Source organism: Amycolatopsis rhabdoformis, from assembly GCF_035918295.1.
Taxonomy (GTDB): domain Bacteria; phylum Actinomycetota; class Actinomycetes; order Mycobacteriales; family Pseudonocardiaceae; genus Amycolatopsis; species Amycolatopsis rhabdoformis.
This window is the reverse complement of sequence record NZ_CP142149.1, coordinates 529,705-543,362: the sequence shown is the minus strand read 5'-3', so window position 1 is coordinate 543,362 and position 13,658 is coordinate 529,705. Positions and strand designations below refer to the sequence as shown.

General features: G+C 72.7%; 11 protein-coding genes. 6 read left to right on the top strand and 5 right to left on the bottom strand.

All coding sequences use genetic code 11. The features are described from left to right. The first annotated feature begins 8 nt into the window (after positions 1–8). The 6 genes from VSH64_RS02525 (at position 9) to VSH64_RS02500 (ending at position 10,055) form a co-directional block, all read left to right on the top strand. Positions 9–839 carry an urea amidolyase associated protein UAAP1 gene (locus VSH64_RS02525; RefSeq protein ID WP_326833820.1) on the top strand — a complete coding sequence of 277 codons (831 nt, stop codon included), beginning with the start codon at positions 9–11 and terminating at the stop codon, positions 837–839. Next, complete coding sequence (locus VSH64_RS02520; protein WP_326833819.1) at positions 836–1,456, top strand: urea amidolyase associated protein UAAP2; 621 nt, start codon at positions 836–838, stop codon at positions 1,454–1,456. The genes VSH64_RS02525 and VSH64_RS02520 overlap by 4 nt, the downstream gene beginning before the upstream one ends. After that, positions 1,453–5,004: an urea carboxylase gene (gene uca, locus VSH64_RS02515; RefSeq protein ID WP_326833818.1), complete on the top strand. Its 3,552-nt coding sequence runs from the start codon at positions 1,453–1,455 to the stop codon at positions 5,002–5,004. Before VSH64_RS02520 ends, uca begins: the two co-directional genes overlap by 4 nt. Continuing rightward, entirely contained in the window at positions 5,001–6,590 is a 1,590-nt protein-coding gene (gene atzF / locus VSH64_RS02510; protein ID WP_326833817.1) for an allophanate hydrolase, read from the top strand. Before uca ends, atzF begins: the two co-directional genes overlap by 4 nt. A gap of 162 nt (positions 6,591–6,752) precedes the next feature. Then, positions 6,753–7,943 (top strand): thiolase family protein, encoded by a 1,191-nt coding sequence (locus VSH64_RS02505; protein WP_326837883.1) that lies wholly within the window; start codon positions 6,753–6,755, stop codon positions 7,941–7,943. Then, positions 7,944–10,055 (top strand): 3-hydroxyacyl-CoA dehydrogenase NAD-binding domain-containing protein, encoded by a 2,112-nt coding sequence (locus VSH64_RS02500; protein WP_326833816.1) that lies wholly within the window; start codon positions 7,944–7,946, stop codon positions 10,053–10,055. An 88-nt stretch (positions 10,056–10,143) separates the two neighbouring features. Here VSH64_RS02500 and VSH64_RS02495 read toward each other — a convergent pair whose 3' ends face one another. From VSH64_RS02495 to VSH64_RS02475, 5 genes are all read right to left on the bottom strand, one after another. After that, positions 10,144–10,623: a hypothetical protein gene (locus tag VSH64_RS02495; RefSeq protein ID WP_326833815.1), complete on the bottom strand. Its 480-nt coding sequence runs from the start codon at positions 10,621–10,623 to the stop codon at positions 10,144–10,146. A gap of 37 nt (positions 10,624–10,660) precedes the next feature. Beyond that, positions 10,661–11,170, bottom strand: coding sequence for a permease-like cell division protein FtsX (locus tag VSH64_RS02490; protein WP_326833814.1), 510 nt, complete (start codon positions 11,168–11,170; stop codon positions 10,661–10,663). A 38-nt stretch (positions 11,171–11,208) separates the two neighbouring features. Then, complete coding sequence (locus VSH64_RS02485) at positions 11,209–11,718, bottom strand: permease-like cell division protein FtsX (protein ID WP_326833813.1); 510 nt, start codon at positions 11,716–11,718, stop codon at positions 11,209–11,211. 105 nt (positions 11,719–11,823) lie between these two features. Continuing rightward, positions 11,824–12,969, bottom strand: a complete 1,146-nt coding sequence (locus VSH64_RS02480; RefSeq protein ID WP_326833812.1) for a sensor histidine kinase — start codon at positions 12,967–12,969, stop codon at positions 11,824–11,826. Further along, positions 12,969–13,643, bottom strand: a complete 675-nt coding sequence (locus tag VSH64_RS02475) for a response regulator transcription factor (protein ID WP_326833811.1) — start codon at positions 13,641–13,643, stop codon at positions 12,969–12,971. Before VSH64_RS02475 ends, VSH64_RS02480 begins: the two co-directional genes overlap by 1 nt. Positions 13,644–13,658: the final 15 nt, after the last annotated feature.

Here is a 13,658-nt window from a genome sequence, read left to right as displayed (position 1 = left end):
GGACGGCCATGAGCACCACCGCGACCACGTACGGCGCGCGCGACCACGCCCGCGCCCAAGCCGGCACCCTCGTCGAGGCCATGCCGACGATCCCGGCGGCCGGATCGCCCGCCCCACCCGGGGTGGATCCGAACGCGCTGACCTGGGCCGAGACCGTCGCGGCCGGCGGTTACACGCACCAGGTCCTCGCCCGCGGCACCCGGCTGCGGCTCACCGACCCCGGCGGCGACGCCTGCGCGCACCTGCTGCTGTTCAACGCCGAGGCGCCGTGGGAACGGCTCAACGTCGCCGACACCGTGAAGGTGCAGTGGAACGCCTACCTCGGCGAGTCCGTCGCCCTGCTTTCGGACCAAGCCCGGGTGCTCGCGACCGTCGTGGCCGACACCAGTGGCCGGCACGACGCGTTGTGCGGCACGTCCACTGTGGACGGAAACACCGAGCGCTACGGCGACGGCGCACCGGAAGGCCCGTCGCCGGCCGGGCTGCCGCTGTTCACGCTGGCCGCGGCGAAAAACGGCCTCGGTCCCCGGGATCTGCCGCCCAGCCTGTCGTTCTTCCAGGGGGTGCGGGTCGGCCCCGACGGCGAGCTGGGGTTCACCGGCTCGGCGGGGCCCGGAGCTTCGGTGGACCTGCGGATCGAGCTGCCGGTGGTCGTCCTGCTGGCCAACACCGCGCACCCGCTCGATCCGCGCGCGGCGTTCACCGTGAGCCCGCTGCGGGTTCTCGCGTGGCGGGACCGGCCCACGACACCCGACAGTCCGGAATGGACCCACACCCCGGAAGCGCAGCGCGCCTTCGAGAACACCGCCGACCACCTCACCGCCCGGGGGATCGTATGACCACGACCCTGCTCGACGTCGAAGTGCCCGCGCGAGCACCGTTCTCCACGGTGCTGCGGCGCGGCGAGGAGCTCACGATCATCGACCTCGGCGGCAACCAGGCCGTCGACTTCCTGTGTTACGACGCGGCCGACACCTCCCGCCGCTACAGCGCCGCCGCGACGATCGCCGCGCAGCGCAACATCTTCCTCACCACCGGCAGCGTGCTGCGCACCGGCGAGGGCGCGCCGCTGGTCACCGTGGTCGCCGACACCTGCGGCCGCCACGACACCCTCGGCGGCGCGTGCAGCAAGGAGTCCAACAGCCTCCGCTACGGCCAGCACACCCGGTTCCAGCACGCCTGCGCCGACAACTTCCTCATCGAGGGCAGCAAGTGGGGCCTCGGCAAACGCGATCTGGTGAGCAACGTCAACTGGTACATGAACGTGCCCGTGGAGGCCGACGGCACGCTCGGCATCGTCGACGGCCTTTCCGCGCCGGGCCTGGAAGTTCGGCTGCGAGCCGAGACCGACGTGCTCGTGCTGGTGTCCAACTGCCCGCAGATCAACAACCCCTGCAACGGGTTCGACCCGACGCCGGTGCGGATGGTCGTGACCGGCCCGGAGCGTGCGGCGTGAAGCTCCTGGTCGCCAACCGCGGCGAGATCGCCGTGCGCCTCCTGCGCGGGGCCCACGAGCTGGGCCTCCCCACCGTCGCCGTGTACTCCGACGCCGACCGCACCGCGCCCCACGTCCGGCTGGCCGGCGAGGCCGTGCGGCTCGGTCCGGCACCCGCGGCCGAGAGTTACCTGCGGGCCGACGCGATCATCCGCGCCGCGCTCGACACCGGCGCCGACGCGATCCACCCCGGTTACGGTTTCCTCAGCGAGGACACCGCGTTCGCCCGGGACTGCGAGAACGCCGGGATCGCGTTCGTCGGCCCGGCCCCCGAGCACCTGGAAGTGTTCGGCAGCAAGCACACCGCGCGAGAGGCCGCCATCGCGGCCGGGGTACCGCTGCTGCCCGGCACCGGGCTGCTGGCCGACCTCGACGAAGCGCTGGCGGCAGCGACTGAGATCGGCTACCCGGTGATGCTCAAGGCGACCGGGGGCGGCGGTGGGATCGGGATGCGCGCGTGCGCCTCGCCCGAGGAGCTCGCCGCGGCCTGGGACACCGTGCGCAGCGTGGCGGCCAAGAGCTTCGCCAGCTCCGGGGTGTTCCTGGAACGCCTGGTGACCCACGCCCGGCACGTCGAGGTGCAGGTGTTCGGCGACGGGCGCGGTGCGGTCCTCGCGCTGGGCACGCGCGACTGCTCGCTGCAGCGGCGCAACCAGAAGGTGGTGGAGGAGTGCCCGGCACCGGACCTGCCGGACGCGGTGCGGCGCCAGCTCGCCGACGCGGCCGTGGCGCTGTGCTCGTCGGTGCGCTATCGCTCGGCCGGCACGGTCGAGTTCGTGTACGACCCGGTGCGACAGGAGGCGGCGTTCCTCGAGGTCAACACCCGGTTGCAGGTAGAGCACCCGGTGACCGAAGCCGTGTACGGCGTCGACCTGGTCGGCTGGATGCTGCGGCTCGCCCAGGGTGACCGCGGGATGTTCACCACCGCGCCGCCCGAGCCACGGCGACACTCGTTCGAAGCCCGCGTCTACGCCGAGGACCCGAGCGCGAACCACCGGCCGAGCGCGGGCCTGGTCACCGGCGTCTCCTTGCCGCCGGACGTCCGCGTGGACACCTGGATCGAGGCCGGCACCACCGTGACCACCCACTACGATCCCTTGCTGGCCAAGGTGATCTGCACCGGCACCGACCGTGCCGACGCCCTGGCGAACCTGCGCACGGCCCTGGCGGCCACCGCGGTCGGCGGCCTGCGCACCAACCTCGGCCAGCTGCGCGCCGCGGCCGTCGATCCCGCGTTCGCGGCCGCCCGGCACGACACCGCGACCCTCGACGGAGTCACCGACGACGAGCCGCGGATCGACGTCGTGCGCGGCGGCACGATGACCACCGTGCAGGAGTGGCCGGGCCGCACCGGCTTCTGGCACGTCGGGGTGCCGCCGTCGGGCCCGATGGACGACCTGTCGTTCCGGTTGGGCAACGTCGCGCTCGGCAACCCCGAAGGCACCACCGGCCTGGAGTGCACTGTGGACGGTGTCGCCCTGCGGTTCTCGGCCGACACCACGGTCTGCGTCACCGGCGCCACCGCGCCGGTGCTCCTCGACGCCACCCCGGTTCCCGCGTGGACGCCGTTCGTGGTTCCGGCCGGCGGCACGCTCGACGTGGGCGCGGGCACGGCCGGCCTGCGCAGTTACGTGCTCGTGCGGGGCGGCGTCGACGTGCCCGGGTTCCTCGGCAGCACGGCGACGTTCACGCTCGGCCGGTTCGGCGGCCACGGCGGCCGCGCGCTCGCGGCCGGCGACGTGCTCACGCCCGGCGCCGAGCCCGCCGACCCGGTCGCCGGCGCCGTCCCCGTCGGCGACCGGCCCGGCCTGGGTACCCGGTGGACGATCGGCGCGCTGGAAGGACCGCACGCCGCACCGGAGTTCTTCACCCGCACGGACATCGAGACCTTCTACCGCACCGAGTGGCAGGTGCACTTCAACTCCGCGCGCACCGGCGTCCGGCTCGTCGGGCCACGCCCGGAGTGGGCGCGCGAGGACGGCGGGGAAGCCGGGCTGCACCCGTCCAACATCCACGACACGCCGTACTCGATCGGCGCCGTCGACTACACCGGCGACCTGCCGATCCTGCTCGGCCCCGACGGCCCGAGCCTCGGCGGCTTCGTCTGCCCGGCGACGGTCGCCACCGGTGAGCGCTGGAAGCTCGGCCAGCTGCGTCCGGGCGACACCGTGCGGTTCGTGCCGATCGACGCCGACCACGCCGCGACCCTGCGCCACCGGCCGGCGGTCCCGCTGCTCGCCAGCCGCGCGGCGCTCGACGACGGCGGCGTGCTCGCCCGGCGCGCCCCGGAGAACGACGAGCCGTCGGTGACCTACCGGCGCAGCGGCGACGACAACCTGCTCGTCGAGTACGGCGACCTGACCCTGGACCTCGCCCTGCGGATGCGCGTGCACGCGCTGGCCGAGCGCCTCGCCGCCGAAGGCGTGCCGGGGATCGTCGACCTCACGCCGGGCATCCGGTCGCTTCAGGTGCACGTGGACCCGGACGCGCTGCCGGTCGGCAAGGCGCTCGGCCTGGTGCGCGAGCTGGAGGGCGACCTGCCGGGCACCGCGGACCTGGTGGTGCCCAGCCGCGGCGTGCGACTGCCGCTTTCGTGGGACGACCCGGCCACGCGCGAGGCGATCGAGCGGTACATGACGGGCGTGCGCGACGACGCCCCCTGGTGCCCGTGGAACATCGAGTTCATCCGCCGCGTCAACGGACTGTCCAGTGTGGACGAGGTGTACCGCACGGTGTTCGACGCGGAGTACCTCGTGCTCGGGCTCGGCGACGTGTACCTCGGTGCACCCGTGGCCACGCCGCTGGACCCACGCCACCGGCTGGTGACCACGAAGTACAACCCGGCCCGGACGTGGACGGCCGAGAACTCGGTCGGCATCGGCGGCGCCTACCTGTGTATCTACGGAATGGAAGGGCCGGGCGGGTACCAGTTCGTCGGCCGCACCGTGCAGGTGTGGAGCGGCTGGCACCAGCGCGGCGCGTTCGAGCCGGGTTCGCCGTGGCTGCTGCGGTTCTTCGACCGGATCTCGTGGTACCCGGTGTCGGCCGACGAACTGCTGGACCTGCGCGCCCGCGGCTCGGCCGGGCAGCTCGACCTCGACATCACCGACGGGGAGTTCCGGCTCGCCGACTACCAGCGCTTCCTCGCCGACAACGCCGAGAGCATCGCCGGCTTCCGTGCCACGCAGGCGGCGGCCTTCGAGGCGGAACGGCGGGCGTGGGCCGCGGCGGGCGAGTTCGACCCGAAACCCGAGCCCGTCACGCGCCCGCCCGCACGCGTCCAGGCGCCGCCCGGCGGGCACGTCGTCGAGGCGCCCTTCGCCGCCACCGTGTGGCAGGTGAACGTCGAGGCCGGCACCCGGGTGGACCGCAGGCAGTCGCTGGTCACGCTGGAAGCCATGAAAACCGAGGCGCGCATCCCCGCACCCGCCGACGGAAAGGTGCTCGAAGTTCTCGTGTCCCCCGGCGACCAGGTCGCGCCCGGCACCCCGCTGGTGGTGCTCGGATGATCCGCGAACGCGTGCACGCCGCCTACCGGCGGATCGAGCTGGTCGACCGGCCCGAGATCTGGGTCGACCTGCGGCCGGAGGCCGAATTGTCGGCCGAAGCCGATGCACTCGAAGCTCGGTACGCGGCCGGGGAGCCGCTTCCTCTCTACGGGCGGCTCGCCGCGGTGAAGGGCAACATCGACGTCGCCGGGCTGCCGACCACCGCTGGCTGCCCGGCCTACGCCTACGAGCCCGGAACGGACGCACCCGTGGTGGCTCGGCTGAAGGCGGCGGGCGCGCTGGTGCTCGGCACGACGAACCTCGACCAGTTCGCCACCGGCCTGGTCGGCACCCGCAGCCCGCACGGCGCGGTGCGCAACGCCGTCGACCCGGCGTACGTGTCCGGCGGGTCGAGCTCGGGTTCGGCGGTCGCCGTCGCGCTCGGGATCGCGGACCTGGCGCTCGGCACGGACACCGCGGGCTCGGGCCGGGTCCCGGCCGCGTTCAACGGGATCGTCGGCCTGAAGCCGACGCCGGGGCTGCTGCCCACGAACGGCGTCGTGCCGGCGTGCGCGAGCATCGACTGCGTGTCGATCTTCGCGCGCACGGTCGGCGAGGCGGAGCTCGCGCTGCGGTGCCTGGCGGAAGAGGGCGCCTTCCGGATCGGCGTTCCGGCTTCCCCGGGCCCGCTGCAGGACGGCTGGGCCGAGGCCTACGCCGCCGCGGTGGCGCGCTACGCCGCGGCCGGCGCGGTGGTGACCACTGTGGACTTGTCGCCTTTTCTCGCCGCGGCACGGCTGCTGTACGAGGGTTCGTTCGTCGCCGAGCGCTACACCGCGGTCGGCGAGTTCGTCGAGAAGCACCGCGACCACGTCGACCCGACCGTCGCGGGCATCATCACCGCGGCCCGCGACCTGCCCGCGCACCGGGTGTTCGCCGACCAGGCCGAGCTCGCCGCCTTCAAGCGCGAGGCCGACGCCGTGCTCTCCACAGTGGACGCCCTGCTGCTGCCGACCACCACCGGCCACCCGACGCTCGCCGAGGTGGCCGCCGACCCCGTCGGCGCGAACGCCGCGCTGGGCCGCTACACGAACTTCGCCAATCTGCTCGGCCTGTCCGCGCTCGCCGTGCCCGTCGGTACGGTCGGCGGCCTGCCGTTCGGCGTGATGCTCGTCGGCCCCGGACACGCAGACGCGAAGCTGGCCGCGCTGGCCCGCAGCGTCGAGGACCGCGTGCGCCTCGCCGTGGTCGGGGCGCACCTGCGGGGGCAGCCGCTCAACCACGAGCTGACCTCGCGTGGTGGCCGCTTCGTCGCCGCGACCGAGACCGCGCCCGAGTACCGGCTGCACGCCCTGGCGACGACCCCGCCGAAACCCGGGCTCGTGCGCGTGGCGGAAGACGGCGTCGCGATCAAGGCCGAGGTCTGGGACCTCCCGGTGGCCGGCTTCGGCGCGTTCGTGGCGGCGGTCCCCGCGCCGCTGGCGATCGGGCGCGTGCGCCTCGCGGACGGTTCGGAGGTCTCGGGGTTCCTGTGCGAGCCGGCGGCGCTGGCCGGCGCGGAGGACATCTCGGCGAAGGGTGGCTGGCTCGCCCACCTGCGGTCCTGAGGCTCCCGGGCGCCCGGGAGTGTGCCGTCGCCCACTCGTCCGGGCCACTCGACTGGTTACCCGTGGGTAACAAGGGCTATCGTGCGGACAGGATTTCTGTCTACTTCAGGAGCATTCGTGGCCGCACCAGCAACGCCGCCCCTTGCGCCGACCGCGCGTGGGGTGCGCAACGTCGTGTTCGTCGAAGGGGTACGCACCCCCTTCGGCAAGGCGGGCGACAAGGGCATCTACGCCGGGACCCGAGCGGACGACCTGGTCGTCAACGCCATCCGTGAGCTGCTGCGGCGGCACCCCGAGCTGCCGCCCGAGCGCGTGGACGACGTCGCCATCGCGGCGACGACCCAGATCGGCGACCAGGGCCTCACCATCGGCCGCACGGCCGCGCTGCTGGCCGGGCTGCCGAAGTCCGTGCCGGGTTTCGCGATCGACCGCATGTGCGCCGGCGCGATGACGGCCGTCACCACCGTGGCCAGCGGCATCGGCTTCGGCGCGTACGACATCGCCATCGCCGGCGGCGTCGAGCACATGGGCCGCCACCCGATGGGCGAGGGCGTGGACCCCAACCCGCGCATCATCGCCGACAAGCTCGTGGACCCGACCGCGCTCGTGATGGGCCAGACCGCGGAGAACCTGCACGACCGGTTCCCCGAGATCACCAAGGAGCGCACCGACGCCTACGCCGCGCGCAGCCAGGAGCGCTACGCCGAGGCCGTGAAGACCGGCAAGATCGGCCCGGAGCTCGTGCCCGTGGCCACGCGGTCGAAGGAACTCGGCTGGGGACTGGCCACCGAGGACGAACCGCCCCGGCCGGGCACCACCGTGGAGCAGCTGGCGAAGCTGAAGACCCCGTTCCGCCCCCACGGCCGCATCACCGCGGGCAACGCGGCGGGCCTCAACGACGGCGCCACCGCGTCGCTGCTGGCCGACGAGGAAACCGCGCGCGAGCTGGGCCTACCCGTCGCGATGCGGCTGGTCGGCTACTCGTTCGCGGGTGTCGAGCCCGAGGTGATGGGCATCGGCCCGATCCCGGCCACGGAGAAGCTGTTCAAGCGCACCGGCCTGTCGATCGACGACATCGGCCTGTTCGAGATCAACGAGGCGTTCGCCGTGCAGGTGCTCGCCTTCCTCGACCACTTCGGCATCGACCAGGACGACCCGCGCGTGAACCAGTGGGGCGGCGCCATCGCGTGCGGCCACCCGCTGGCCTCGTCCGGCGTGCGGCTGATGACGCAGCTGGCGCGCCAGTTCGCCGAGCGCCCCGACGTGCGCTACGGCATGACCACGATGTGCATCGGCATCGGCATGGGCGGCACCGTGATCTGGGAGAACCCGGCGTTCGAGGGGGCGAAGTAAATGACTTTCACCGCTGAAGAGGCCCAGGCCGCGTTCCCGGACGAGGTCGTGACCACCGCCGTCACGCGGCTGGTGAAGGTGCCCGGGCTCACGAAGCCGGTCGCGCTCATCACGCTCGACAACGGCCACGACCACACGCGTCCGAGCACGTTCGGCCCGCAGGGTCTGGTGTCGCTGAACGCGGCGCTGGACGTGGCGTTCGCAGCCGAGCCCGCGGCGATCGCGGTCACCGGCAAGCCGTTCATCTTCGCCGTCGGCGCGGATCTGTCCGGGGTGGAGGCGGTGTCGGACCCGGCGCTGGCCCGCAAGATCGCCCAGACCGGCCACGACGTGTTCCGGCGCCTGACCGAGTCGACGATCCCGACGTTCGGCTTCGTCAACGGCGCGGTGATGGGCGGCGGGCTGGAACTCGCGCTGTCGTGCCACTACCGCACGCTGTCGGAGAACACCGCGGCCATCGCGTTCCCCGAGGTGTTCCTCGGTCTGTTCCCGGGCTGGGGCGGCACGCAGCTGCTGCCGAACCTCATCGGCGCCGACGCCGCCGTCACCGTGATCATCGAGAACGCGTTGGCGCAGAACAAGATGCTCAACGTGAAGCAGGCGGCGGAGCTCGGCATCGTCGACGAGGTGTTCGGCTCGGCCGACTACCTCGAGCAGTCGCTGCTGTGGCTCGCGAAGGTCGTGAACGGCGAGGTCACCCCGGCGCGGCGCGAGATCGACCGCGGCGCCGGCTGGGACGCGGCGATCGCGCGCGCGAAGGCCGTGGTGGCCGGGCGCACGCACGGCGCTTCGCCGGGTGCGACCAAGGCCGTGGAGCTGCTGGAGCTGGCGCGGAACAACGATCTCGACCGCGGCTACGCGGCGGAGACCGACGGCCTGGCCGAGCTGCTGATGTCCGACGTGCTGCGCGCGGGGCTCTACTCGTTCAACCTCGTGAACAAGCGCGCGAAGCGCCCGGCCGGTGCGCCGGACAAGGCGTTGGCGCGCAAGGTGAACAAGGTCGGCATCGTGGGCGCGGGCCTGATGGCGAGCCAGCTGGCACTGCTGTTCGTGCGCCGCCTCAAGGTGCCGGTGGTGCTCACCGACGTCGACCAGGCGCGCGTGGACAAGGGCGTGGGCTACGTCCACGACGAGATCGACAAGCTCCTCGCCAAGAAGCGCCTGTCGCCGGACGGCGCCAACCGGCTCAAGGCGCTGGTGACCGGCTCGCTCGACAAGGCCGCGTTCGCCGACGCCGACTTCGTGATCGAGGCCGTGTTCGAAGAGCTGGGCGTGAAGCAGGCGGTATTCGCGGAGCTGGAGCAGCACGTCTCCCCCGAGGCGATCCTCGCGACCAACACGTCGTCGCTGTCGATCAGCGCGATGGCCTCGAAGCTGCAGCACCCCGAGCGCGTGGTGGGCTTCCACTTCTTCAACCCGGTGGCCGTGCTGCCGCTGCTGGAGATCGTGCGCGGCGAGAAGACCGACGACGCCACGCTCGCCACGGCGTTCTCGGTCGGCAAGCAGCTGAAGAAGTCGAGCGTGCTGGTGAAGGACGCCACGGCGTTCGTGGTGAACCGGCTCCTGCTGCGCTTCCTCGGCGAGGTGCTGGTGTCCGTGGACGAGGGCACGCCGTTCGAGGTGGCCGACTCGGCCCTGGAGCCCCTCGGCCTGCCGATGTCGCCGCTGAACCTCATGCAGCTCGTGGGTCCGGCCATCGCCCTGCACGTGGGCGAGACGCTGCACGGCTCGTTCCCCGACCGCTTCACGGTGAGCGAGAACCTGGCGAAGTTCGTGAAGGCCGGCAAGAAGGGCGTGTGGACCTGGGATTCCTCCGGCACCGCGTCGGTGGACCCGGAGGTCGCCGAGCTGTGGACGCGGGGCGACAACCCGTCCACGGCCGAGCAGGTGCGCGATCGCGCGCTGAACGCGATCGCCCAGGAGATCCGTCTCATGCTCGACGAGGGTGTGGTCGCGGAGGCGCAGGACATCGACCTGTGCCTGCTCCTGGGTGCGGGCTGGCCGTTCTGGAACGGCGGCATCACGCCGTACCTGGACCGCGCGGGCGTGTCGGAGCGGGTGACCGGCAAGCCGTTCCTGGCCCCGGGTGTCGCTTCGGTGCCGGTGGCCTGAGCTTCCGGTCTGACTTTCGGACCTGAGTTCCGGACCTGAGTTCCGACCGGGGTGGCCGTCCGATGTGGACGGCCACCCCGGTTCGGGGCTACGAGCAGAAGTTCGGCAACAGCGGCGTGTACTGCTCCCGCACCGGTTCCAGGTCGAGCTGCTGGACCTTCCAGGCCTCCGGGAACCGCTGCTTCAAGTCGGCGGCGTAGGCGGTGAGATCCGTGCCCGGCGACGGAATCACGGTCGCCACCGCCGGCATGGCGCTCTCACTGCTGCGGGCGATGAGCCCCGGGTTCTTCGCGGAGACCTTCTTGAACCCCGCCCAGGTCTGGGCCTGGGTCGCGGTCAGGACGTGGTGCGCTCGCGGGTCGCCGGAGAGAGCGGTGGCGGCGCGGCTCATGGCGTCGTCGGTGCGGAACAACAGCTGCACGGACACGCACGGCTGGTGCCCCGCCGCCTTGACCAACGGCGCGACCACGGGCCGCACCGCCCCGGCGACCAGGAACGCGGCACCCGCGCCCGCCCCGAGCGCGACGACCAGAACCGGCGCGAGCCAGCGCCACAGACGAATTCCCACGCTCCCTCATCATCGCCGGGGGCCGTTTCGTTACCGCTCAGAACTCCCCTGCGCGCGGGCAGACCGGACCGCGCTTGTCCGGCGGGAACTTGTCCCGCACCGAGTTCGTGTCGAGGTCCTCGGCCTTCTTCGCGTCCGGGAACCGTTTGCCGAGCTCGGCCGCGTACGCCTTCAGGTCGGTGCCCGGCACGGGAACCACGGTCACCGACGCGGGAAGGGCGTCCGGTGGCGTGAGCCGCACCAGCTCGGGGTCGTCCTTGAAGAGGTCCTTGAAGCGCACATAGGCTTCGGCCTTGGTTTCGGTGTACACGCGCCGGGCCGTCGGGTCGTCGCGCAGCTTTCCGGCCGCGTCGCGCATCTCGGGGTCGCCGTCGAACCACAGCCGCACCGCCGCGCACGGCCGGTGCCCGGCGAGCGGCACGGGCGTGCGATCCACCGGCAACGGCTTGGGCCGCACGATCGCCGCCGCGACGAAGGCCAAACCGACGCCCGCGCCCAGCGCGACCACCAGCACCGGGGCGAGCCAGCGCCACCACCGAATCCCCATGCCGGGATCATCACACACCGGGCCGGGACCCGTCCCCGTCAGAGCTCTCCCGCCGGCGGGCACAGCGGGCTCCCCGAATCCGGCGCCACCTGCCGGCGCACGGACTCGACGTCGAACGGCTCGGAGCTCTGCGCACTCGGGAACCTTTTGCCGAGCTCGGCCGCGTACGCCTTCAAGTCCGTGCCCGGCACGGGAATCACGGTGAGCGTGGCCGGCATGTTGTCCGGCCCCAGCTGCGACACCAGTCGCGGATCGTCCTTGAACAGGTCCTGGAACTGCACCCAGGCCTCGGCCTTGGTCTCGGTGTACACGCGCCGGGCCTGCTCGTCGCCGGCCAGTGCCTCCGCGTCGCGCCGCATCAGCCGGTCGTCGTCGAACGTCACCTGCACCGCGGCACACGGCCGGTGCCCGGCCAACGGCACCGGCGTGCGATCCACCGCCACCGCCTCCGACCGCACCGCCGCACCCACCAGCAACGCCAGGCCCGCGCCCACTCCCAGCGCGAGCACCAGCACCGGCGCGAGCCAGCGCCACCGTCGCATCCCCATGAACTGATCATCACACAACCGGGCGGGGCCGGGTCAGCGTCAATCGGGCGACGTCGGAGCACGCCGAAGCGGCCCGGCACCGAGCACACCGGACGCGCGCGAACGTCAGCGGGCCGGCATGCCCTGCGGCCCCACCGGCAGGTGCACCGTGACCGTCAACCCGCCGCCCACCACCGGTTCCGCCGAGATCGCGCCGCCGTGGGCCTGAACGGCCGCGCGCACGATCGAAAGTCCCAGGCCCGCGCCCGAACGGGCCGTGCGCGCGACACCGGCCCGGCGGAACGGTTCGAACAGCTCCGGCACCGCCGCGGGATCCAGCAGCCCTCCCGACGAGCGCACGCGCAGCGTCGACCACTGCGGGCCGGGCTGGGTGGAGACTTCGAGCCAGCCGCCGTCGACGTTGTGGCGCACCGCGTTCTCCACGAGGTTGCCGGCGATGCGTTCCAGCAGCGCGGGATCGCCGAACGCCGGCGCGGCGGCCGTCGAGAACTCCGCGCGCAGGCCGCGTGCCGAAGCTTCCGCGCGCACGGCCGCCCACGCGCGCCCGACGAGCACGGCGAGGTCCACGGGTTCGCGCAGCACCAGGCCGGCGCCGTCGGTGCGGGCGAGCAGCAGCAGGGAGTTCACGAGCTGGCCGGCGCGGTCCGTGGCGTCGCGGACCACCCCGCCCATGCGGCGCAACTCGGCTTCGTCCGCTTCGTCGTCGGAGAGCGTGACGTCGAGTTCGGTGCGGATGACGGAAAGGGGCGTGCGCAGCTCGTGGCTCGCGTTGGCCACGAAGTGCCGCTGCGCGTCGAACGCGGCCTGCAGGCGGTCGAGCATGTCGTCGAACGTGCGGGCCAGCTCGGCGAGCTCGTCGCGCGAGCGGATCTCGCCGATGCGCTCGCCCATCGACTCCACCGAAAGCCGCCGCGCGGTGCCGGTGATCTCGCGCAGCGGCAGCAGCACGCGTGAGGTGAAGGTCCACGCGAGGATGGCGGCCGCGGCCACCACGAAGCAGAACGCGAGCGAGCCGAAGATCAGCACCCGGTTCACCGCGTGCGTGCGCAGGTGCTGCGCGAGCGTGGACGCGTCGACGTCGACGCCGTCCACGCGCACGATCGTGCCGGGCGGCATGTGCGGCACGGCGTCCACCGCGTCGCCCACGAGCGACCAGGCCAGCCACAGCAGGAGCAGTCCGGCCGCGGCCACCAGCACAGTGGCGAGGATCGTGACCCGGGCCCGCAGGCTGCGTGTGCCGGGCAGGTCCACTACGCGCCGGCCTCCGTGACCGGTACGCGGTACCCCGAGCCCACCACGGTCTCGATGATCCCGGGCTCACCCAGCTTCTTGCGCAAGGTCATCACGGTCACCCGCACCGTGGTGGTGAACGGGTCGGCGTTCTCGTCCCACACGCGTTCGAGCAGCTCCTCGCTGCTGACCACCGAACCGGACGCCGACAGCAGCACCTCGAGCACCCCGAACTCCTTGCGGGTGAGCTCGATCGGCCCGCTCGCGCGGCGCACGATGCGCTTCGCCGGGTCGAGCTCCACGTCGCCCGCGGTGAGCAGCGGCGGCGCGGCCGGCGTCGCGCGGCGGCCGAGCGCGCGCACGCGGGCGACCAGCTCGGGGAACGCGAACGGCTTCGCGAGGTAGTCGTCCGCACCGAGGGACAACCCGTCGACCCGGTCGGAGACGGAACTGCTCGCGGTGAGCATGAGCACCCGCGTGAGCTCCCCCGACGCCACGATCTCGCGGCACAGCTCGTCGCCGGACATCCCGGGCAGGTCACGGTCGAGCAGCACCACGTCGTACCGCGTGACGGACGACTTCTCATGCCCGTCGTCACCGGTCAACGCGACGTCCACCGCCATGCCCTCACGGCGCAGCCCGCGGGCGATCGCATCGGCCAAGGGCTCTTCGTCTTCGACTACCAGAACACGCACCAGACCACAATCCCA